The 22,764-nt window shown below is 39.0% G+C and carries 24 protein-coding genes; 15 read left to right on the forward strand and 9 right to left on the reverse strand.

Annotated features, from left to right (window positions below; all coding sequences use genetic code 11):
* Nucleotides 1-264: 264 nt before the first annotated feature.
* Nucleotides 265-726 carry a DUF4411 family protein gene (locus DV872_RS23430; RefSeq protein WP_158547144.1) on the reverse strand — a complete coding sequence of 154 codons (462 nt, stop codon included), beginning with the start codon at nucleotides 724-726 and terminating at the stop codon, nucleotides 265-267.
* Nucleotides 726-1,847 (reverse strand): XRE family transcriptional regulator, encoded by a 1,122-nt coding sequence (locus DV872_RS23435; protein ID WP_114632401.1) that lies wholly within the window; start codon nucleotides 1,845-1,847, stop codon nucleotides 726-728. Before DV872_RS23435 ends, DV872_RS23430 begins: the two co-directional genes overlap by 1 nt.
* A 179-nt stretch (nucleotides 1,848-2,026) precedes the next feature.
* Between DV872_RS23435 and DV872_RS23440 the strand changes: the two genes are divergently transcribed.
* From DV872_RS23440 to DV872_RS23455, 5 genes are all read left to right on the forward strand, one after another.
* Nucleotides 2,027-3,184, forward strand: a complete 1,158-nt coding sequence (locus DV872_RS23440; RefSeq protein ID WP_158547145.1) for a site-specific integrase — start codon at nucleotides 2,027-2,029, stop codon at nucleotides 3,182-3,184.
* Between the two features lie 177 nt (nucleotides 3,185-3,361).
* On the forward strand, nucleotides 3,362-3,553 hold the full coding sequence (locus DV872_RS23445) for a helix-turn-helix domain-containing protein (protein WP_158547146.1): 192 nt from the start codon (nucleotides 3,362-3,364) through the stop codon (nucleotides 3,551-3,553).
* Nucleotides 3,550-3,711, forward strand: coding sequence for a hypothetical protein (locus DV872_RS26690; RefSeq protein ID WP_158547147.1), 162 nt, complete (start codon nucleotides 3,550-3,552; stop codon nucleotides 3,709-3,711). Before DV872_RS23445 ends, DV872_RS26690 begins: the two co-directional genes overlap by 4 nt.
* Nucleotides 3,711-4,214, forward strand: coding sequence for a hypothetical protein (locus tag DV872_RS23450; protein WP_114632404.1), 504 nt, complete (start codon nucleotides 3,711-3,713; stop codon nucleotides 4,212-4,214). The genes DV872_RS26690 and DV872_RS23450 overlap by 1 nt, the downstream gene beginning before the upstream one ends.
* Nucleotides 4,211-5,419 (forward strand): phage terminase large subunit, encoded by a 1,209-nt coding sequence (locus DV872_RS23455; protein ID WP_114632405.1) that lies wholly within the window; start codon nucleotides 4,211-4,213, stop codon nucleotides 5,417-5,419. The genes DV872_RS23450 and DV872_RS23455 overlap by 4 nt, the downstream gene beginning before the upstream one ends.
* 14 nt (nucleotides 5,420-5,433) lie before the next feature.
* On the opposite strand, the gene DV872_RS23460 is transcribed toward DV872_RS23455, so the two are convergent.
* From DV872_RS23460 to DV872_RS23475, 4 genes are all read right to left on the reverse strand, one after another.
* Nucleotides 5,434-5,940: a hypothetical protein gene (locus tag DV872_RS23460; RefSeq protein WP_114632406.1), complete on the reverse strand. Its 507-nt coding sequence runs from the start codon at nucleotides 5,938-5,940 to the stop codon at nucleotides 5,434-5,436.
* Between the two features lie 194 nt (nucleotides 5,941-6,134).
* Nucleotides 6,135-7,193 carry a HEPN domain-containing protein gene (locus DV872_RS23465; RefSeq protein ID WP_114632407.1) on the reverse strand — a complete coding sequence of 353 codons (1,059 nt, stop codon included), beginning with the start codon at nucleotides 7,191-7,193 and terminating at the stop codon, nucleotides 6,135-6,137.
* A 239-nt stretch (nucleotides 7,194-7,432) separates the two neighbouring features.
* The gene (locus tag DV872_RS23470) at nucleotides 7,433-8,281 is read right to left on the reverse strand and encodes a hypothetical protein (RefSeq protein WP_114632408.1); all 849 of its coding nucleotides are present in this window, start codon (nucleotides 8,279-8,281) and stop codon (nucleotides 7,433-7,435) included.
* Nucleotides 8,282-8,425: 144 nt separating this feature from the next.
* A complete protein-coding gene (locus tag DV872_RS23475) occupies nucleotides 8,426-8,878 on the reverse strand; it encodes a hypothetical protein (protein ID WP_114632409.1) in 453 nt (150 codons plus the stop codon).
* A 197-nt stretch (nucleotides 8,879-9,075) separates the two neighbouring features.
* Between DV872_RS23475 and DV872_RS23480 the strand changes: the two genes are divergently transcribed.
* The 6 genes from DV872_RS23480 to DV872_RS23505 are packed head-to-tail and all read left to right on the forward strand — an operon-like array spanning nucleotide 9,076 to nucleotide 14,191.
* Nucleotides 9,076-10,365: a phage portal protein gene (locus tag DV872_RS23480; protein ID WP_114632410.1), complete on the forward strand. Its 1,290-nt coding sequence runs from the start codon at nucleotides 9,076-9,078 to the stop codon at nucleotides 10,363-10,365.
* Nucleotides 10,362-11,018 carry a response regulator transcription factor gene (locus tag DV872_RS23485; RefSeq protein ID WP_114632411.1) on the forward strand — a complete coding sequence of 219 codons (657 nt, stop codon included), beginning with the start codon at nucleotides 10,362-10,364 and terminating at the stop codon, nucleotides 11,016-11,018. Before DV872_RS23480 ends, DV872_RS23485 begins: the two co-directional genes overlap by 4 nt.
* Nucleotides 11,009-11,677, forward strand: coding sequence for a hypothetical protein (locus DV872_RS23490; RefSeq protein ID WP_114632412.1), 669 nt, complete (start codon nucleotides 11,009-11,011; stop codon nucleotides 11,675-11,677). Before DV872_RS23485 ends, DV872_RS23490 begins: the two co-directional genes overlap by 10 nt.
* 38 nt (nucleotides 11,678-11,715) lie before the next feature.
* Nucleotides 11,716-12,975, forward strand: coding sequence for a phage major capsid protein (locus DV872_RS23495; RefSeq protein ID WP_255566879.1), 1,260 nt, complete (start codon nucleotides 11,716-11,718; stop codon nucleotides 12,973-12,975).
* Between the two features lie 30 nt (nucleotides 12,976-13,005).
* Nucleotides 13,006-13,572 carry a hypothetical protein gene (locus tag DV872_RS23500; RefSeq protein ID WP_114632414.1) on the forward strand — a complete coding sequence of 189 codons (567 nt, stop codon included), beginning with the start codon at nucleotides 13,006-13,008 and terminating at the stop codon, nucleotides 13,570-13,572.
* Nucleotide 13,573: 1 nt separating this feature from the next.
* Nucleotides 13,574-14,191 carry a C39 family peptidase gene (locus DV872_RS23505; protein ID WP_114632415.1) on the forward strand — a complete coding sequence of 206 codons (618 nt, stop codon included), beginning with the start codon at nucleotides 13,574-13,576 and terminating at the stop codon, nucleotides 14,189-14,191.
* Between the two features lie 252 nt (nucleotides 14,192-14,443).
* Here DV872_RS23505 and DV872_RS23510 read toward each other — a convergent pair whose 3' ends face one another.
* Nucleotides 14,444-14,686 carry a hypothetical protein gene (locus DV872_RS23510; protein WP_147283255.1) on the reverse strand — a complete coding sequence of 81 codons (243 nt, stop codon included), beginning with the start codon at nucleotides 14,684-14,686 and terminating at the stop codon, nucleotides 14,444-14,446.
* A 412-nt stretch (nucleotides 14,687-15,098) separates the two neighbouring features.
* Nucleotides 15,099-16,616: a dGTP triphosphohydrolase gene (gene dgt, locus DV872_RS23515; protein ID WP_114632417.1), complete on the reverse strand. Its 1,518-nt coding sequence runs from the start codon at nucleotides 16,614-16,616 to the stop codon at nucleotides 15,099-15,101.
* 486 nt (nucleotides 16,617-17,102) lie between these two features.
* On the opposite strand from dgt, the gene DV872_RS23520 reads away from it, so the two are divergent.
* The 4 genes from DV872_RS23520 (at nucleotide 17,103) to DV872_RS23535 (ending at nucleotide 20,922) form a co-directional block, all read left to right on the forward strand.
* Nucleotides 17,103-17,459: a helix-turn-helix domain-containing protein gene (locus tag DV872_RS23520; RefSeq protein WP_114632418.1), complete on the forward strand. Its 357-nt coding sequence runs from the start codon at nucleotides 17,103-17,105 to the stop codon at nucleotides 17,457-17,459.
* Nucleotides 17,452-18,582: a hypothetical protein gene (locus DV872_RS23525; protein WP_114632419.1), complete on the forward strand. Its 1,131-nt coding sequence runs from the start codon at nucleotides 17,452-17,454 to the stop codon at nucleotides 18,580-18,582. The genes DV872_RS23520 and DV872_RS23525 overlap by 8 nt, the downstream gene beginning before the upstream one ends.
* Nucleotides 18,583-18,611: 29 nt before the next feature.
* A complete protein-coding gene (locus DV872_RS23530) occupies nucleotides 18,612-19,601 on the forward strand; it encodes a DUF4365 domain-containing protein (RefSeq protein WP_114632420.1) in 990 nt (329 codons plus the stop codon).
* 136 nt (nucleotides 19,602-19,737) lie between these two features.
* A complete protein-coding gene (locus DV872_RS23535) occupies nucleotides 19,738-20,922 on the forward strand; it encodes a lamin tail domain-containing protein (RefSeq protein ID WP_158547148.1) in 1,185 nt (394 codons plus the stop codon).
* Between the two features lie 379 nt (nucleotides 20,923-21,301).
* Here the strand turns inward: DV872_RS23535 and DV872_RS23540 are convergent, their stop codons facing one another.
* Nucleotides 21,302-22,591, reverse strand: a complete 1,290-nt coding sequence (locus tag DV872_RS23540) for a hypothetical protein (protein ID WP_114632422.1) — start codon at nucleotides 22,589-22,591, stop codon at nucleotides 21,302-21,304.
* Between the last annotated feature and the right edge of the window lie 173 nt (nucleotides 22,592-22,764).

Below are 22,764 nucleotides of genomic sequence, written 5' to 3' on the forward strand. Positions count from 1 at the left end.
GCTTGTTCTTGACCATCTCACCAACTGCATTAATAACGTCACTAACGAGGCTACTCTGTGTTCACTTACGTTACGACCTGTATTCTGTTTCAAAAGAGCTTCAACTTTCATCCTCACGGAATCAGCTGTCCTTATTACTTCCGGATAAATGGAAAATTGTCCGGGAGGGACTTACACCCACTGGTATATAAAATGTACGCTTCAAGGCGCACCAAGGATCATGACATCCCGACTGACTGCTTCAAAAGCTTGTTATATCGATTTTCACGATTCAAAGTTTTCTTCCTCGAATAAATCTATTAATCTAATATGTCGACAATCTAAATCGTCACAAACATCAGGTATCCTTGGGTATTCAAGATTTCCTGCATGTTGCTCTTCAGTAATAACAGTTAAATCATATATATTTGCAGTTGCAATTACCCATGGATCTGCTCCAGATTTTCTTTCTTTTATTCGAATTAGGTTAGGATAGATCGATAAAATACGCTTTACTTCCATTTGGATCTCTAACTCTGGTGATATAAAGCAATCTTCATATTTTGATGCCAATAAATATGCTTTATCATCCTCCGTTGTTTTCAATTCTTCAAATACTTCAAAGGATGAAACTATAGTTTTATTATTTAGTAATTCTTCAAATTTTATCCATATTTTTGGAAATACAGATTGTCTGTAATCATTTTTTAGAGTAATCAGTGAGCAAGAATCAATACAATACTTCATCATAATGATCCTTGGATTCGATCAAACCATTTTTCTTTCACATCTAAATAGCTACTAGCTTGAACTCTAGATAATCTACCAGACAGTAATTCTTCAAATACTGCTGATGAATAGATTTTTCCATTTTTGCTTAAACAATCAACATTCGGAGGAACGAACCCGCCTTTTCGTTTTGATCGTTTTATACCTTCATCTCTAACTAAATAATAGTAATTTTCATCAATAATTTTTTCATCGAGTAAACGTCTTGCAATAAATTCTTTGCTAACACTATATTTCCTTGAAATAGAATAAATAAATTGATCAGGATCATCTCTCCAAAACCTAGTAATTTCAGAAAGAAATACATCTGATGGGATAAGAAAATCTGAGGCAAAACTATTTGCATCTTGTTCAATACTTATTAACTCTGGTGGAATGATTTTTGCTGTAGGATTGATCTCAATATCATATTGTTGATTAATCAAATGATATAATTCATGCACCATAGAAAAAGATCTTCCATTATACGAGTCACTACGATTTATTATAATTATTGGTATTGGGTATTCTGAAATCGCACAGGCTCTAAATTCATCAATTGCAATCTTTGATACCTGAAATACTAATATCCCTAATGATTCAAAATAATATCTTAAAGTATTAAATGCAATTCGTGAATCTCTCCATGATCGCTGTGTACCAATATCAAAACCTAGAATATCTCTTACTTCTACAGCATTGTAAGTCTTTTCTTCTGTAAATGGCCAATCAATAATATCATTTGGTTCAGTGACACTTAAGTAAAAATCTCTTTTCTCAATAGCATCAATGATCTCACGGGTTAGTTCAATAGAAAAGCTATCAGTCGACATACCAGAAAGTCTTCTTAAACTAGCAGTAACATGTGCTTCCCTTCCTGGAGGATATGGGAGAAAAAAGGCTGAAATACTTAACCTGAAGAAATTTGCTATCTTTCTTAATTGGGCAAAACTTGGCTGTGCATCACCTTCTTCAAAATTTATTATATTCTCTTCACTTATATTTGTTTTTTGTGCAACTATTTCATGTGTCGTGGAATATCTTTCTCTAGCCCAGATAAGAATAGAAGGTTCTATTTCTGCTTTTATTCTGTTATCCATCTAATAGTTCCTCCTAATTCTATATAACATCCAAGTAAAGTGCTTTAAAAGTTGACAAAACAAAGGTATGGAATTATTCTATACCAGATAACAAGTTACAAGCACTTCACTCTCTTCTCTGTTAAACCAAATCATGGTGTGTAAGCAGTATTGAATGCACATCATAAAGGATGGAAACAGTGAGATACAGAGAGCCTTTTACAGTATTCCCAAGAAAAATGAGATCCGGAAGAATCATCTGGTACTATCAAACCTATGATGATAATGGAAAAAGAACAACTGCTTTTTCTACCGGTCAAATTACAAAATCCGCTGCCAGAGCCACATGCAGAAAGCTTCTAAAAGAAGATAAGCTACTCCCTTCCAGGGGAGGACGGATAACATTCGGGGAGTATTCCAAAGATTGGTGGGACTGGGATAAATGCCAGTTTTTAAAGTACAAGCGCACCAGACGATCCATTTCTAGATCCTATGCCGATATAGGGATGATCATTCTGAGGAATCAGATTCTCCCCTACTTCGCTACTATGCGACTGGATGAAATAACAGCCCATGATGTAGAAAAATGGCTTCAGAGCATGTTGGGTAAAGGTTTGTCCCGAACAACATGCAATCACTACAAAACATTTTTAAGCATTATGCTCAGTGATGCTATTCGCAGAGAAATACTGAAAGAGGACGTTAGCAAAAAGATTGCACCTCTGAAATCCAGCACAAAAGCCAGAGGAATCCTCAGCTCAGATATGGTTGAAAAATTATTCAAGGAAGAAAATCGTCAGAAATATTGGAGCAATATAAAATGCTATTACGCCAATCTAATGGCGGCATGTACAGGGATGAGAATGGGAGAAGTCCTGGGACTTCAGTTTTCAGATATCAACAAAGAGACTGTATCTGTGACCAAGCAGTACATGAGAAAGCATGGACTCTCTCCAACGAAAACCAAGGAATCCCGAGAGATTCCTATACCTGAACCATTGAAGAATGCTTTAGAAAAATTAGCACATGAATCAGATGATGATTTTGTTTTTTCTTCTCCCAAAAGATCTAATGAACCATTGGAGGCATCAACAATATGGCGATCTCTCCGCAGTGCTTTGATAAAAGCAGGGATGGAAGAAGACCAAATCAAAGAGAAGAATATCACCTTTCATAGCTGGCGGCATTACTTCAACACAATTATGCGGAGCAATAACATTGCGGACAGTAAGCTCCAGAAGATGACAGGCCATAAATCTATGGAGATGACAGATCATTACACCCACTATCAGATTGATGATCTGAAAGATATTGGAAAAATACAGGCCAAGATCCTCCCCTTTTCCAATGCCGGGTAAGTCTTACAATACTAGGGTATTCCCTAGGTCCGGAAACAGTATTTCTCATTTACAGTATTACCAAAGAGAAGATTGAAATCTTGTAATGGTCCTATCTGACAGTGCTATCGCACTGTCAGAACTTGTTATCGCAATGGACCTGAAAAGCATTATTGAATCAGTCTACCGGAGGAAATGATGGAAGGATTATTTACTGTTGAAGAAGCTGCTAAGTATACCAGGTTGAGTACCAAAACCCTGTACACCTATGCCTCACAGAAGAAGATTCCCCATATCAAACTGGGAAGCCGACTTTTATTTGACGAGGTGAAACTGGAGGAATGGATCAGAGGAAATGCCGTTCCCATGAAAGGTTCTGATACAAAATGAAGAAGCCCTATCTGACAGAAGTTACAATCAAACAGGCTTTTACTTTCCTGAAATCCAGAAAGGAACATTCCAGGACTGTGAAAAAGAAAGACTGGGAGTCTGAGTACGAAAACTGCCTGAGAGTCATCGAAGAACTCTCGGCACGGAAGAGATCCTGATGTCTGACAGTATCGTAGAATCCGGCAGCTTCATCGAAGAAGAGTGCTGGCTCCGTCAGCCTGGTGAAACAGGGGCAGCATACACAGCATTCTGCCTCTACCGTGACCATGGAGGAGATAGAAGTATCCGGAAGGTTATGAAGGATCAGGAGATAGTTCATAGCCGCAGCGGCATCTGGATGGCCTGGTCTAAACGCTATGCCTGGGTACTTCGCTCCGAGAAATACGATGCCCATCTGGACAAGATCCGCCTGGCAGCCAATGAGAAAGCCCTCAGAGAGAGGGAAGCCAAGCATTTAGAGATATCTAATAAGATGCTGGATCTTGTAGAGAAACGCCTGGAGAAACTGGACCCCGAGGAATTATCCCAGGGAACCATTCTTGAATGGACAAAATCCTGTACCCAGATTGAGACAGGCATCCTGAAGTCTGAGGAGAAGAATCCAAGCGGCACTCTGAAGCAACTGGAGATCTCCTTCTTTGAAGACTTCAAGGGTGTATGAGAATCAGATTCAAGCCGACCTCTGCCCAGAGGAAGGCCCTATCCCTTGTAAAAAGTACAGCCAAACACATCCTCCTCTTCGGAGGGTCCAGAAGCGGGAAGACCACCCTCCTGGTCATGGTTCTAATCTATAGAGCCATCCAATATCCCGGCAGCCGGCACCTGATCTGCCGGCTCCGCCTGAAGGATGCCCGCAGCTCCGTCCTTCATGAGACCCTGCTTCCCTGGCTTGACAAGACAATTGGCACCGAGCGCTACCACTATGTGAAGCATGAGAATTACATATCTATTTACAACGGCAGTGAGATCTGGATAGGAGGCCTGGGAGACAGAGAACAGGTGGACCGGATTCTGGGCCATGAATACAACACCATCTACTTCAATGAAGTCTCCCAGCTCTCCTACCACGCCGTGACCACGGCCTATTCCCGTCTGGCCATGAAAACCCCAGGCTGCCGGAACCTCTTCCTCTATGACTGCAACCCCGGCTCCCCTCTCCACTGGACCTATAAGATCTTCGTCCGGAAGATAGACTTCAAGACAGAGGAGCCTCTGAATAAGCCGGAGCTCTATATCTCCATGCTCATCAACCCCATAGACAATATGGATCACCTGGATTCAGGTTATATCGAAGACGTCCTTGATAACCTCCCCGAGAAACAGAAGGCACGATTCCTCTCAGGACTCTGGGTCAAGGGCGAAGGCTGCATCTATGAACGCTTTGAAAGAGAGATGATCATCCCCCCCGAGGAGCTCCCGGAGATGGACTACTACACAGCAGGCCAGGACTTCGGCCTAAATATCACCAATGTGAAGATCGGATACTCGGGAGACAGGGTTTATATCGTAAAGGATCATGGAGGCCATAACATCACAACCCGCAGCTTTAACGAACAGCTGACCAAACAGGGCTGGTTTGACGATGACATGCCCGTCTACTGTGACCCTGCTGGGGGGGAGCGCATCCAGGAGATTACCGGAGGCCAGAAGGCCAACAACAACGTGGACCCGGGAATAGACTATATCAACAGTCTCATAGAAAGAAATCTCTTCTTCATCTGCTCAGAATGCGCTGGTGTCCTCTCCGAGATCTGGGACTACGCCCGGGATGAAGAAGACAAGATAATCAAGATCAATGACCATTATATGGATGCTATGAGGTATGGGATATTCAGCAATAATCAGAATGGAGTTATTCTGATATAATAACTATAATAAGTTCAGTCATTATTATGTTGAAATTTTACATAGTAATCATCTCCAAATTGATTGAGAATCCTAAGCATTGCCTTTTCATTATAGTTTGAAACAAGCGGATCTTGAAGATTGATCTGATATATATGAGATCCATTAAGACAACGTTGATAATATTCTGATTTATAAAATTTCAAACCACTGAAAGCTTTATATATTTTATATTCAGACCAGTTAACATCATTCCCTTCGTATAAGTTACAACCGAAGAGTACTGAAATTACAGGATGATGTTCCTCCAATAGAGAGGCATATGCTTTATCCATCTCTTCCTCAGTTTCGTAAGCAGAGAAATCCTGGTATATAACCTGTCTCCAGAATTCATCCTGGCTGATTCTTCCTTTAAAAAGACTCTCATGGATTAAATCATATGCTTTGTCAAAAAACTGCTTATCCAATAATGCTGATGAATCCTGGCCGAATCTAATAATCAAAATTTTTAAACTTTTGCCTTCTAAATGATGAGGTTGCATGATTCACTCCTTCATTGAATTAATTATGAACTAAGGAATATATAGACTAAATCTGGAAAACTATTAAGTCAACGATTGTTTATCAATAGATTTAAATATAGTTTATCCATAACGTGTATTCACTGTTATGGCTGTTTTTGGCTCTCCTATTTGCCTTTTATTACAAGTCCTAATAACAAGTAAAAAAAGCTACATCAATCTTTATTTACATGTGTAGCAATAAACCAATTCAAAATTACATTTTGAAATAAACCACTACTATACATAACCTCTGGCTCAAAATCATCGCTATCAGAAATAAAGCCGGAATCAGGCATATCTTGTCTCAAAAACTTTCCATGAGCTACATCAGATCTAAATTTATATAATTTTTTGAAATAAACTATATCTTCTTCTGAATTCCGACCAGACCATTTTCTCATGAATTCCATAAATTCTTGAGCAATGTTTTCTTTACTGAAATCTCCAATACTTTCAATTGCTGTAATCAAAGCAAAAAAGCCATAGCTTTTAATTTCATTACGAATTTTCTCAGCATGATAGAAATTCCTAATAGCAAAATAGAATTTTCTTTTATCATACTTTTTTAGGTTGAAATATGTATCGAGAAAAATTGACAGAGTGTCCGGCAATTCATATTGCTGGGGTTTTTCTTTTCGTAAATCAATACTTTTCCTTAACTCGGAATAGTAGGACTTAAAATTAATAAAGTCCTCTGATTGGTAATAATCTGAATAATTATAAAATGTATCAATATCCTCAATTTCCCTATTAGGACGATAACCTAATTGTGCCCAAATGGATTTAAAGCTCTCGACCTCAAGCTCATCGTTATCATCCCTAACAACTTTATTTGAAACCCAGAAACTACGATTAGGGTAAAATGATACTGCCTTATTCAGAAAGAAATTAAGGAGATAAATAATTTCCATGGATATTGCTCTACCTAATTCCATAGAGGTCGATAATCTATGCTGCTCTAACCACTCTTTTGATTTTTGATCAAGAATACCATTATGGTTTTGCTTAATTTTTTTCTCTAATTCTGAATATCGATCTTTAATAAATTGATTTTGATAGAAGTCAGTTTTTTCTATATTATATTCCAAAAGAATAGGGTACTCACAATCGCTTACGATTTTATGATCTATATTTGAATCAATTGGATAATACTGAAAAAAATTTTTATATCGATACGCTTTTACAAAGTTAAAATTTGAGTAAAAGATTCTTCTATGTATTTTATTATGCATCTATAAATTACCTTCTCTCCCCTTCGCCATGGATAGTGAGGATCCAACCTGCAAATAGCTAGAAATTGCCTATAAAGTCTGGCATATATGACATTGACTCAAGAATGAAACCAATGTGCCGCATGGCCGTAGTCCGAATGGGCGGAGCACATATGCTCTTGTTACATGTCGTACTGGGCGGTGTAGTTCCAATTTTTTTAAAGTTCAGGGATGTGCTTTTAAAACCGATTGCTTCAATTTCAACTCCGTATCAATTCATGTATAGCAGCTTTCAAAACATGAAAGCTAATCTTTGCTGTTTGCACAGATGGATTAAATTGTGAGTTCATCTGCATATATGGATGAATGTAGTTCCTAAAATCTCTCAAACTATGACTATATTTTTTTACATCCTCTTGTATGATTTTTATATCATAAGCAACATCGATGAAGTTTGCTAAAGTCCATTCTGGAAAGTTTTTAACTTTTCCTTCAATATTAGGAGCACATTTTGATTGATTAAATTCTTTTGGGTGTTTTAATGCGAATCCTAAAAGTATCCCTTCTAAAGTACTACCAGAGAGGAATATAACTGATAAAGGTGCACCTGATGAAATACATTTTTTTATCTCTTCCAACCTCAAGGACAATACATTTGTAATTGAGCTATCTAATCCTAATTTATCAAGAGATATATCATTAAATTCTCTTTCTAAAAAATTATCACTATCTGTGTCTTCTACCGAATATGAAAAATCAATATCCTCAGCTTTAGTAAAAGAAATTTCTTTCCCATTTCTTATAACTTTCCAATTGTCATATGCAAGGTATTGATTAAATTCTGAAATAAAAACATCTAAATCTTCATAGTGACCAATAAAATTTTGAGGGGCCAACAATTTTCTAATACATTTATCTAATTCAGGTGTTCCATTAAGAGCCTTAAGTTTTTCATCGGTATACATCCATCGTGATGGAAACCCCTGACCATAATAATCATTAAAACCAAGAGTGTTAAAAAACTCGACTAGTTTCGGACCGGACCGATATTCGGTTTCTTCATTAATCAGATTTCTTAATTTTTCTATTGTCTTATCATTTAAATACATATCTGTCCTCTTTCCTCCGAGCCAGGACTGTGAGGAAATAATATACTCATAGCCCAGTATTTCATGTAACTTCGATTAAATAAACAAATACATATAACCCCGGTAGTTGAAAGTCCTTTTCCAGCAAACAACTATTTACAATATCTAAAATAATACATTAACTAATTCATTTAGCGTATTAATACTAATTAAATCCTTTTTTGATACCTTGCAATAGCGCTCTCCATCCTTTTTATATTTTGGAGAGGATTCTATTGTAGATTGATACTTCATTTTGTTTAGATAATGATACTGTAGGATTAGTTCATTATTCTTCAATTCATAAAAAATAATTAATACAAACCCATTTTCTTGTTTAAGCAAAGATTTATGGACATCCCAATAATTAGCCTTACCATCTTTTTTTCTGCTCTTTAACTGAATGAATTTTACATTATCATCGACTTTTAAAATTAGATCATACCCAAATGCATCAGTATGAACTCTCATCACTTCTAATCTTTTATCTGCATACGCTAAATTTATCATTAGATCAGAAATAAACTTATATTCTACAATCTGTTCTTGATACTTTGAGTCATTTTCTAAATCAATCATTTCTAAAATCCTCCAAGAAATATTTATCATTTACAAGTCGATTATTTTACCATTTCGAACAACTTAACTTAGAATTATAAATTGAAAAGAACCTATCAATTACATTCAATATTATACACTGGATCATTTATTATTTCTACAAATACCTAGGGTAAACCCTAGGTCCAAAACCTTCCTCCCCCCTCTACACTATTCCTATGAGTGAAAAGCGGTGGGGTCGGAACCTCAGAAAAATATTTAAAGTGCTCTCCTTTACCGAATTCATGGGTCTGGATGATCCATTTGAGCGGGAGCCGTCTGAGACAGTTAGCGATCCCTACCGCTCTCACTCCTGGGTCAACATCTGCATCAATATCCTGATCCGGAATGTGGGCAGAGCCCCCTTCCTGATCACCAGAAACGGAGAAGAAGTCACTACCGGCCGAATCTTCTCCCTCTTCCGTGATGTGAATCCCGGAATGAACCGCTGTGATCTCTGGAAAGAGACCGCCGCCTGGTGGTTTCTGGAAGGTGAAGCCTTCTGGTTCTTCGGTGATGATTACTCAGCCGGTATCCCCCATGAAATATACGTCCTCAATCCCCGGAAGATGAGGGCTTATTTACACCTTGGTAAAGTTGTTCGCTGGTTCTACTCCACCGATCAGGGAGAGATTCCCCTCCTTCCGGATGAGCTGATTCATTTCAGGGCATGGAATCCCTGGAATCCTCATAGAGGCGTCTCTCCCTTGATCGCCCTCTCCGATGAAATCAACCAGGATGTGAGAAGCAACAAGAGCATCAGTAAGCTCTTAAAGAACAACTCTGTCCCAGAAGGGATTCTAAAAACAGACCAGGTTCTCCGGGAAGAAGAAGCAGATAAACTGGAACGCCGCTGGGAAACCAGCTATGGCCGCAACAAAAAAGCCCGCTCCATTGCCGTCCTGGGCAAAGGGACCTCATTTCAGGCTCTTACCGTCACCCCTGCCGCCCTCAAGTCTTTTGATCTGAAACGCTGGAACCTCTATACGATCCTTGCCAGCTACGGCATCCCTCCCCGGGTCGCTAATATCCAGGATCAGCACAGCTCTCTCTCGGGCAGTGATACGGCCAACCAGCACGGAGCCTTCTGGAGGTTCACCGTCATTCCACTCTTAAAGAACTTCGAAGAGATTCTGGAAACTCAGTTTTTTACCCGCTTCGGTCTTATAGAGCGCGGACAGTTCGATACAAGCAGGATTCCCGAGCTCCAGGAATCGGAAGATGAGAAGAGCAAACGGGATATCAGGGAGATCGAAGCCGGTCTTAAAACCATAAATGATGTTCTCAAAGAGAGAGGCCTGGAACCCAAACCCTGGGGGGATGAATGGCACCGGAATACTCCCTCTGATGAAAAAAATAAAAAAAGTTTAGAAATCCTTGAAGCAGCAGAACATATATCTCAGTTGATGAGAGCAGAGGGTGGTTTATCAACCAATAATAAACAGACGATTACCAAGGACCGTCTTTGAACAACAAAACCATACTTGTCAGCAGCAGGGATGCCTTCACGGGATCCTTGCTTGTAGACATTGTGGAAAAAGAACACATAGGCAAAATATGCTCCTATTGCTCAGACGGCCCCACTACGCTCCAAAATATTGAAAGATTCCGCCCCCACTTCATATTACTGGATCTCTTCCTCCCTGGAATGAACGGGATCAGCATTCTCAAGGAAATAAAGGAGCTGCTAACAAATCCTCAGATTCTCTGTTATTGCCGGAAGATGAACAAAATGCTGGGAGTCAAAGCAGCCAAGTATGGTGCAACAGCTCTTATCGATTACACATCAAACAGAGAAGAGTTCCGCAGCAGAATTGAAAGAACTTCACGCGGAATCAAATCCTACCCCTGCGATATCCAGGAACTTCTGGATGAAAACGACTATGAAATATATCCCCAGAAATACACTGAAATCACCACAAGACAGACCCAGATCATAGAACAATTAAGCCTTGGCAAAAGCAATATGGAGATAGCTTCCACTCTGGGAATAACAGTTAAAACAGTTGAGTGGCATAAAAATATTGTTAGAGAAAAATTTGGTCTTGCCAGCATGGCTGAAATTGTCCACTTCGCCATCAGGAACGGAATCATAGAGAGGGAGGAAGGAATATGTATGTAAGTTGTAGAGCTTTCAATGAAGAGAGGGAAATTAAGGACTTTAGGAGCCTGGGAAGACTCCTTAAGGAGGGTGATCTTATCACCTCCCAGGGAAACCTTAAACAGGAACTCAAAATCTTTATGGGTGGAGCTTTCTTCAAGGAGCAGATTAAAACAGAGGATGAAATCTTCCCCTGGGTCTTCAGTACTTTCGATCTGGACCGGGACGACGAGAGAGTCGATCCTGCAGGCTGGGACCTGAAAAACTACCAGAAAAACCCTGTGATCCTCTGGGCCCATGACAGCCGCATCCCCGCCATAGGCCTCTCCAGGGAGACCTCGGTCAAGGACAGGGTCCTGGGTGGAAACATCATCTTCAACAACAAAGAAATCGATCCCTTCGGCTGGGGCATCGGTCAGAGAGTCGCCGCCCGTGTGATCCGGGCAGGCTCCGTAGGTTTTATGATCCAGAAGGTCGAGATCATCGAAGTTGAGGGAGAGCCCTCCCTGATCTTCCGAAACCAGGAGCTCCTGGAATTCTCCATCTGCAATATCCCCAGCAATCCCCAGGCCCTGAACCGGGACTTCCCGCCCCCCGAAACATTGGAATCAGTTCCCGAAGAGACAGTATCGTCCTTCTGGAAAGGAATTATAAAACCCTCAGGAGGAAATGAAAAATGAAAGAATTGATGATGAAGCTCAAGGCTCTACTAGAGTCTATGAAGCGGATCGAGTCGGACGGCTTCCCCGATGAGAAGGTAGCCAAACAATACTTCCAGGAGAAGGAAGAGATCCTTGAGGCCATGACTGAAGCCCTCTCTAAAATGAACGAGGACCACGGCCAGGAGATCGAGGCCCTGAAGGGAACAATCAAGATCTTAAAGGACTCTGTGAAAGGCGCCACTGCCTCCAGCAAGATTCTCAGCCGAGAAGAGTTCTGTTTCAATCTGGGCAAGACCATTGCCGGTGTCTGGCGAAACAACCAGAAGATCCTGGGCGAACTGAGCGCCCTCCCCAACTTCAAGAAGGAGAGCTGGGTGAATCCTAAGGATCTTGCCTGGGAAACCGGCAAGGGCTGGGTCGGCAAGGATGCCGTGGGTACCCCCATGGGTGACATGGCCAGTAACGAACAGTATCTGATCAATCCCATCTACGAGAATCAGATCATGACTGACGCCCGCAAACAGAGCGTCATGATGAGCCTTGTAAGTAACCGTCCCATGGCTGGCCCCTCCCTCTTCCTTCCCCAGCGGGACAGAGGCGGTATCCTCCTAAACTGGCTCACCAGCTACGGCCAGCAGATCACCGACAGTAAACCCTCCATGGGTCAGCGGGTGGAACTCAAGGCCTACACCCTGGCCGGATTCATCCCCTGGTATGACGAGTTCGAAGAAGACATCTACGCCGACCTGGGACAGATGTTTATCGAAGAGTTCACCGACGCCTACGGCCAGGAATTCGACAAGCAGTGCCTTATCGCCAAGGAAGCCCCCTTTACCGGCGCCATGTCCTGCACTGGAATCCTCAGTCACTACATCAAGAGTGCTTCTCCCTACGGCCTCTCCTACCTGGATTTCAGAGAAGCCGTCCTCAAGGTCCCCGCCGAGGAGAGACGGCAGTGCCGCTGGTTTCTCCATGAATCCATCCTCAGCCGAGTCACCTCCCTGCAGGACTCAGATGGACGCCCCGTCTGGCGCGGACCCACAGATGGAAAACCCGGACTCCTGGACGGATATCCCTACCAGGAATGCGACATGATGCCCCAGGGCAGCGAGATCAAGAAGAACGAACCCTTCGCCATCTTTATGAATCCCAAGCGGATACAGCACGGCAATCGGAAAGGCCTGGAACTGAAGAAGTTTGACGGCACCACCGAAAGCCTCCAGTACGGAGAAATCTTTCTCCGCTTCCGTAAGAGAGACGGATTCCTGGTCACCCGCCCTGAGAAAAATATGGTTGTCATGAAGTGTAAGGGTTAATCCCTAACCAAAAAGAAGGAGTTATAAAATATGAGTTTTAGATTTTACCCCGAACGGGTCGACAGCATCGGCCAGAAAAGCGGAGTCGTCAGTGAAGACCTCCTGATCCCCATCCCCGGCATTGACGGCATGAGAATCACCATCCCCCAGCTCTCGGTCAGCTGCGGCGCCAATGCCCAGAACCTGACCCTACTACAGGTAAAAGAGCAGGACCTGATGTCAGTTGTTGATGTACCCTCAAAGACAATCACCACTGAAGAGATCGATACAGACCTCGCTGATCGTCTCATTGCCCTGGAGACTCTAGATGGTGACTGGCTCTTTCTCAAAGTCACATCCTCCGCAGCAAAGGATCATACCTTTACTGAAGATATCAGCAATGTGAAAACAGGAGGTAGGTTCCTCCTGATCGCCGAAGAGACAGATGATCTGAACCAAAGAATCCCCCTGGCATCAGGAGAAGAGACCCTGGTCAATGACAACGCTCCGGGACGTCTCTTTGCCAGAGACTTCTGCTACCCCGTAGTCATAAGCATCACAAACGAAACCACCGCCGTAGAGTTCAACTCCGCCTCGGTGGTCTACATCTGTAAGTAATATGGTAGTCAATTATTCCAAGGACAGCGAATACCATAGCCAGAGGAATAATCGGCTTATCCCTCACTCCTCCTGCAATGCCACCAGCATGATCATGGCCCTCAAGCAGGCGGGAGTGAGACTCCCCTTCCCGGGCAGATACCAGCCGGAGGACTATCTCACCCTTTTTCTCCAATCCGATCAAGCTAAAGATAAAATGAAAGACCTCGCCCCCTGGGCCCTGGACCCCAAGTCAGAAAAACAGCTCTACCCGCCCCAGGAGGTTCACATCGTCATGGAATGGGCCGTAAATACCCTCTTAAACAAAGAAATTGTAAAATTCAGCACCGAAACACCCCTCCAGCAAATCATCAATCATATAGACAACAGAAAAGGTGTCGTCCTCTCCGGAAGGTTCCCCCTGAATAACACCACCATTGATCATATGGTCTCCCTGGCCGGCTATATGAAGCACCAGAACTCTATCTCCTACCTTTTAATAGATGATCCCTATGGGGACTACAAGACCTCCTATCGAAGCCACAGAGGCAATAATATCCCCATAGCCTTCAATGAAGCCAAGCAAGTACTCAAACCTGTAAAAAATAACCAAAAGAAATGGGCCTATTTAGTCGGCTGATAAAAAAAGAAAAAATATTCAAAAATCTTTGAAGCAGCAGACCAAGCAGAGTAGTAAACGCTTATATAACCAAACCATAAGGGGTATTACTATGACGGAATCAGAAATCAGACAGGAAATTGAAAGACTGGAAAAAATTATCGGGACGCTTACAGATCACATTTTCATTATGCAAATGGCTCTAAATGAATCAAAAAAAGGCTAAAAAAAACCAGGGCTACGTCTCTAAAGGAGTAGCCCCAACTTACTTGATCACTCAATAATGGATTCTAATCCGAACAGACAATAAACCTTGCTAACCGGACACTCCAGACAGCGATGATCCTGACAAGCCCCACAAAGCACCCCTCTATCAATATGCTTTAATAAAACCTTTAAACACTCATCCAGAGTGTAGGTCATAGGCTTCTCTGCTGCCCAGGCAACCCTACGGAGCAGAAAAGCAGAATCCTCATTGATCTGAGGCGTATAAACAGAACCGTGAACTTTACTCATATCATCCTCCAAAGATAAAAACATGAAATCATCCGGGGATAAGAGTTTTCCCCTTTTGCCAACGGCATACCCCACCTCATTCAGAACAGCAGGGTTCAGTAAAGGCTGCCAAAGGCACCCCGAAGGGGCCCCGGCCTTTACGGGTTCCTGCTGTTCTGATATCTGGAGATATTGTCGTTGGGAAAAGGGGGGGGAATAAAAAAACTAACCTTATTTGATTGACTGCCATTTTAAATAAAATGCTGTATAAATATTCATATAATCATTTGACTCCACTAGGACTTGAACTTGAGCAAACTCCTTATGTAGTTCATATAGTGCTGTATAGAGCCGTGTTTCAGGGTTTATGTAGTACTCTATCCATATAAAGCTACTAGATTCATATCATAAGAGCATCGATATCAGTGTCAGTTTATAAAGGTTTAAATATTGATTCTGGATTATATGAAAAAAGCCTAGCATGAAATTCCATTGCATATCGATCTGTCATCCCTGCAATAAAATCGCAAATTACTCTCTTTTTTTGGTCATGATTTACTGATTTATATACAGATTGAAAATCTTCTGGAAGTAGTTCAATATTATTTGAGATTCTTTCAAATAGCTGTCTTACTATATCATAACCTCTATTTTCAGAAACCTTTAACATTGAAGAATTGATAATCGTTTCGTAAGTAAAATGTTTCAATACTTCAATTTGATTCTTTGTATAACTATCAATTCTAATCTTTGACAAAGCTATATTCTCTTCATTAATCTCAATATCAATTGCATTAATAAACGAATCAACAAGCTTTGATGATACAACAACTCTTGTATAACCATCATCACCTGTATAGTGAGCTTTCTTATATACTTCCCTTATTTTATCAATATATAATTGGGGAGTAAGAGTGAATTCTTTATTTTGTAGTATTTCATCCTTATCAAGCTCAAACAAATCGATAAAAGTGAATAAAAGTATTTTTCGAACTTCGTTTACATCAATGTCTGCGGAATTAATCTTTTTTGAAATAATTTCAGCTATTTCATTATCTACAAAAACCATATCTAAAGGTGAGATAAATCTTGCTTTTAATGCATCCTCTAAATCATAAGTTGAGTATGCAATATCATCGGCAATATCCATGATATCACATTCAATCGTTCTAAAATCTCGAAATGCCTTATCCCCTGCAATTGCTTCTTTGATAGTATGAATAACATCTCGATCTTCAGCATAATAACCTTTCTCTAATTTCAAAGATCCAAGAATAGAACCATCCACATCTACTATGGTTCTATTCTTGAGTAACTTATTGCTATTTTTAACTAATAAATCATTTAAGCGTTTTGTAACACCAGAAATTAATTTAACACTTCTTGAGTCTACTGAAATTTCATTATCATATTTTAATGTAGAAGCAATACTGCGATAAGTAAGATTTAATCCTCTTCGATTATCCGAACCATCATCATCAATACCATGAATAGATTCTGACTCTTTTTCCTTTTTCTCAATTCTAGTTAGTATCCGAATGGTTTGTGCATTTCCTTCAAAACCACCATGCTCCTTCATACAATAATCAAGAGCTTTCTCTCCATTATGTCCAAACGGAGGATGTCCTAAATCGTGAGCGAGACCAGCAAACTCTACTATATCTTCATTTAGATTAATTGAGTTTTTATGATTTAAATACTGTGCAATAGATTTTGCAACTTGAGCAACTTCAAGAGAATGAGTGAGTCTATTTCTAAAGAAATCAGATTCTATTCCTGGAAAAAGTTGAGTTTTACCTTGTAATCTACGAAATGATGGAGAGTGTATTAATCGAGCATAATCCCTTCTATAAGGACATCGATACCCTTCTTCAACAAAAATGATACGATTCTTGTGCTCTTCTTTATAGAAACCAGTTTTACCTGCAGTCTGTCCTTCGAGGTCCTTCATTTCTTTGTTCAGTCCTACTACTATCTAAGTTTACGGAAATGTACTTGTTGTCATTAGCACTAAAACTGATACTACCAACTTTCTCCTTTTCAGAGAGTTTAACAGTAGAAACTTCAGCCTTTACTACATCGCTCATATACACCTCTTATTTAAAGAATAAAAGAAAACTACATATACATAGTATATCGTCATTTTTACGAAAAAAGCACAATAGAATGTAAAAAATCTGAGTACAACACTACTTTTAAAATATCTATATATATGAAAGCATTACAATACATGAAAAAGAGTAATCTGTCAAAGTTACAATAATAAAAGAAGGAATACTATATTGTATCCCTCCAAATCTTAAGGTTATCAGTTTAATAAGATTTTGTATTGATTAGCAAAGTCGACTGAATGACTATTATCGATAGTAACTCATAGTCCATATTTGCTCCTTTCTCTTTAATGACGTAAAATTTCATCATTCAGAAGGAGCTATTCATGAATGAATATAAAATGGAATTGTCTATAACCTGTGCCACCGGAGATGCAGATCATTTCTACAACACAGTCCTAATGATTGCCAAAGGATTTGAAATAGGAGTACTGGAGAGTAAACTTGGTTCAATAAATCCTGGAACTCAAACACCTGCTCTCTCTCCGGTTCCTGAGTTAAGAAAGAAGAAATCCCTAACTATTCTGGAAACCTCTGAATACTTAAATCTTTCAAAAGCTACTCTCTACAAATATACTTCTGAAGCAAGAATCCCTCATTATAAAATAGGTAGCCGGATACTCTTCAATGTTGCAGAGCTTGATGAATGGCTTGAGGATAGAAAGGTAAAAAGTCATGGCTGATTTTTATGACCGAGAAAAACTGTATATAGAAGTATGGAAATCTCCGATGACAGAAGTCTGTAAAAAATATGGAGTATCTGATGTTGCTCTTGCTAAAACCTGTAAAAAACTACAAATACCCCGTCCTCCTCTTGGATACTGGGCTAAGAGGGCTGTTGGTAAAGCACCACAGAGACCTAAGCTATATAAAATGTACAATGCACCGAGAATCTCAATACGTAAGATTCAAGAAGAGGAAGTTCATTTAGTACCAGAAGCATTTGAAGAGGCTGACTTACTTATTAGATCTGTAAATGAAGTCCCCTGTTCTAAAGACCTTGAGAACCTACATCCATATATTCGGAATACTCGAAAGATTTTTAAGCAACAGATGAAAAAACAATTCGGGAATGATTGGAATAGAACTTCATTTGCTGGTAAGGATGGATTTGATATCAGCATAGGACTTGAGAGTCTGGATAGAGCATCTCTAATTCTTCAATCCCTTTGCTCAGCCACCCTACTCCAAGGATTTCAGATTGTATTAGATGAGAAGAGTGGTGCTTGTTTTCAAATCATGAATGAGAATATAGCAATCAAAATTTCTGAATCCTCAAAGAAAGTACTAGTTCCTGAAAATGAACAAAACCCAGATAAATATTATCCTGGCGGAAGTGAATATATTCCTACAGGAATGTTGAGGTTAGAAATTAATACAGACTCATTCTCCATGGAGGAGAGGAAATCATGGATAGATGGGAAAACGAAAAAAAATGAAGATAAGTTGGTTGATATTATGCACCGGATTATTCGGGCTGCTGCCTGGAAGAAGGAATATACAGCTCTTAAGAAAAAACGGGAAGAAAAATGGCAGATTGAGAAAATGAGACAGGTTGAAAAGGATAGAATAAACAGAATTGATAAACAGCGAGTCTCAAATCTAACTGATGGATTTAAGATTTGGCTATATCATAAGGATATGACGGAGTATGTTGCTGCTGTACAAGCTCACTACATTGTCAACAATGAAGAGCCTGTAGGAGACTTTGCTCAATGGGTAGAATGGGCAGAAAAATATCTTGAGAAGATAAATCCGCTGAATGGTGAGTATCCCAGATTTGATCTTTCCCGACTCAATAAGTAATTTTAGAAAACTGAAAACAAAGGAAATATATGAGCTTTGCAAAAAGAAAAACTGAATCTCAAGTTACAGGAGAAAGAGCGGTTGAGATTGTAAAAGAGAAGTTACCATCAGAATGGACTATAAGAGAGTTAAATCCTGATTATGGTATTGATTTAGAGATTGAACCTTTTGAAGAGATAAAAATTGATCAAGTCGGTCACTATCAAACATTGGGAGAGCATCTATACATTCAAGTAAAGGGAACCAAATCCATAGTCAAAAGAACAATCCCAATTCATGAACGGTCTAATGTTGAAAGACTACCAATTCCTGAGAGAGTTCTTCCTCAAACGAAATATGGAGAACTAGAAGTCCTAACTTTTAATTTAGAGATGTCTGAAATTTTCACTATACACAGAATGGGTTCAGGAGTTCCTGTATTGCTATTCCTAGTTGATATTGTTTCCGAAAATATCTATTTTATCTGCATTAATGATTACATTGATAAAATACTGTTACCAGAATTTGGCCTAGATGTCTTTGACCAAGGAAGTAAGACAATATACATACCAATAGAGAATATGATTGACAATTCTTCAACATCTCATTCTCCAATAAAATGGTATGCCAAAAGAGCAAAATACTATTCAGCATTTCTTAAATTTTCTTATCAGAAGACAAACCTTGAATACAGTATAAGTTATTTTGATGAGGCAAAATATCAAGCAACAAAACTGCTGATGCTTGATATCTGGTATCAAGAAAACGAATGGAGACCCATTAATTCATTATATTCTGATCTCAAAACTCTAGCAGAAACAGGTACATTGAACAAATTCAATGGTAATTATTCAGATGATGATTGTATATGGGAGATCCCTGAATTAGGTAATAGACTATACTCCCGGCAAGGATTTGATATTTTTACTAGTATTAAAATGCTGTGGAACCAACTTAGTAACCTTGGTGCTGTATATGAAGACACTTGTAGAGAATGGAACTTACCTTCTTATATGGGCATGGTTACAGCTGGAAAGTAATGCTTCTTCACCTAAGCCATTAAAGGAATAGACAGAAGACATCTTATCAGCAGTTGGGTTTGGAAAAGTGTCCATATTAATTTTATAAGTAATTTACCTATATAAATTACTTATAATCGCTATTAAGATGATATCTATGAAAAGACTGTTATTGCTCCACTCCTTATTAATCTTATTTCTGCTCTCTTGTAATACTGGTACAACTGATGCTGGAGAAAATAAGGAAGATTCATTATCTGATGAGAATACAACATCAGAACTTGTTTTAGCTTCTTGGAACATAAGGATTCTATCAGATGCTTCAAGAAATGATTTTGAACTTCAAAAAATTGCAGATATTATAAACAGATATGACTTTGTAGCAGTCCAGGAAGTAAGAGATACAATAGTATTAAGCCGGTTAAATGACATGCTAACTGGTTGGGACTATATTGTTTCAGAGGCTGTTGGGAATACTGTCACAGAGAGATATGCCTACTTCTACAAAACTGATTTAGTCTCCCCTCTTGGAACTCCATATATTTATAACGATCCAAATAATGAGTTTATCAGAGAACCATATGTTGCACATTTTAAATCTGGTGAGTTTGATTTTACAGCTATAACAATTCATATAATTTATGGAGATACAGTAGCAAACAGAAGAGCCGAAGTATCCATCCTTGATGAAGTTGTTACTAATGTTGATTCTGCAAATGGATCAGAACAAGATGTTTTGCTTATGGGTGATTTCAACCTTCCTCCAGATGATAATGCCTGGGATATATCAAGCCATGCTTCATTAGTTCCAGCATCCACAATGACTACAATCACAGATACAAGTAGCTACGATAATTTCTGGATTGATACTCTGGATACAATTGAGTGTGATGACTCCATTTTTGTATATAACTTTGATGATGGATTTATTGATGATGATACAGCCAGTCTTGAAGTCTCTGATCACCGACCTATTTCGACTGTCTTCGATACTACAATAGATGATGATGGAGTAGGAGATTGGAATACAACGACTGGTGATACATCTGATGGGAGTTCTACTGCCACAGATGGAAATGTTCAAATCCTTTCAGTGGTAGTTGAACCAACAGAAAGTGAAGCTGTAACAATTAAGAATTATTCAACATGGGATGTTGATTTATCAGCATGGACTATAGGTGATTTGAATAACCCTGATTCATATGGGATTATTAATGGAACCATAATATCTGCGGGAGCTTCAATTACATATAGTACTCAGTTGAACTTTGGAATCAATAACACCGGAGAAACGATCTATTTGAAGAATAGTGGAGTGGTGAAAGATACTTGGAATAATTAGATAAAATATCTATTCAATATCAAGCTCTTTCTTATATCTGGCTTTATACCTTTCATTCTTAGCCTTGATTGCATAGCCACTATCCCAGCCAGTTTCTTGAATCTCAACCCATATTTTATCAATCATATCCTGAATAGATGTATATCCATTCTTATCTTTCTCAGTTCGTTGTAAGCAAATTCAAAAGTACTCATGGTCTCCGGATGCAGGTAGGATAAAGGGATCTCATTCTCACCAATTCTTTGGATGAGATCCCATAGGTAATTGATTTTAGCATCTTTGTTGTATAATCGCTGGTGTGATCTCGATTCTTATATCTGCTCATAATATATTCTAAAGAATATAGCTAAAAATAATTTCCTTTGTCAGAAAAACCAAATTATCCCTCAATACTTACTGGTTCAGTTTGTATTACTTTTGGTGCCGGTTGTGGAGGATTTGCTAAGTATTGAACAATTCCAGAATAAAAGTCTATTAACATCTTCTCTATGATTGTAATAAAGTCTTTCCTGCTTCCAAATCGCCCTCCCAGATCCTTTAAAAAAACGACTTTGTAGCCTGTGATTTCCTTTTTCTTATCTCCTGAGTTACAAAAATCAATAACATCATCAATATCTGAGACTTTTCTGTTAAAAGTCTCTTTCGCATATTTTATTCCAAAGTTTATATGTAAATCCTGACCTATATCTTCCCATGTCATTGAGTCTTTTAAACTACAAATTTCCAGCTGTTTTCGAATCCACCCTGCCTTTCCTCTCGTTGTTTTATCTGGTGATTCAACAGTTACGGACATAGAAACTGTTCTATCATAAAAATTTGCCTCTATTTCAATAGGAGAAACAATTCTATCAATCATTAATCTAGTTTGTAGAATTCTATTATCAAGAAGATTTTTTATATCTTTCTGATACCTGACATGAATATCTTGTTTTGATGGAACTTTAACGAGAAGCCCCAGTTTTTTACTGAGAATGAGAGCCATATCCTTTTCTTCTTGTTGCCAGCTAGTTACTGCCTGTAACACATCTTCACTGTCTTTTGTAATTGTTGTTTTTTGTAAAAAGGCCTTTACAGTATTTGCCCATCCAGGGAGCATTTGTGTAAAACCTTGAACTCCTGTTGCATCATGATCTAAATATGCAATAATTTCCCTCATTAATGCTTCTTGATCAGTATCATCTATATTATGGTCATTTTTGTGAATTAGCACCTGAGCAATCGTTTGGATATAAGACCATGAGAAATGAAATAATTGAAAGTTCTTTGGTAATTTATGTATCTTAACAGGTGACTGGGAAGGATCAGGAACAAACTGATTTGAAATTGTCAGGATTTTCTCAATTCCTAAGTTTTTTGCAACTTCAATGTATCGTTCTATTTGCTCATCTTCAATATCTTTCCCATTGATTTTCACTTCAATAAGTATAGCATCAACAATATTTTTAGAGACGACGTGAACTATCAATCCATCGGGCCTATTCTTTTTATCACCAAAAAAATTCAATTCAGTGTAATACAGATGAGTTCCATTTTTCTTTATTTTAATAGGAGAAAATAAATCCTCTCGAAATTCTTTGATTAAGCGCATTGCAGACAAAAGGACTGAAGTATGCTGCTCTTCGACAACTGACTGACGAGTGTTTACAGGAATCAAACGGGTTGGTCTCATTTCAATTTCTTTATCCTCAATAAGCCGTTTAAATGTATCTATATCCCCCTATGTGTCAACATAGTTGAAGCATCAACTTTTTAAGGAGATATTCAATTATGAGATACAGTTTAGGATTCAGAGAATCACAGTTAAGGAAAGTTTTACCACCGGTCAACAGACCAATTTCAGAT

This window comes from Oceanispirochaeta sp. M1 (assembly GCF_003346715.1).
In the GTDB taxonomy this organism is placed as follows: domain Bacteria; phylum Spirochaetota; class Spirochaetia; order DSM-2461; family DSM-2461; genus Oceanispirochaeta.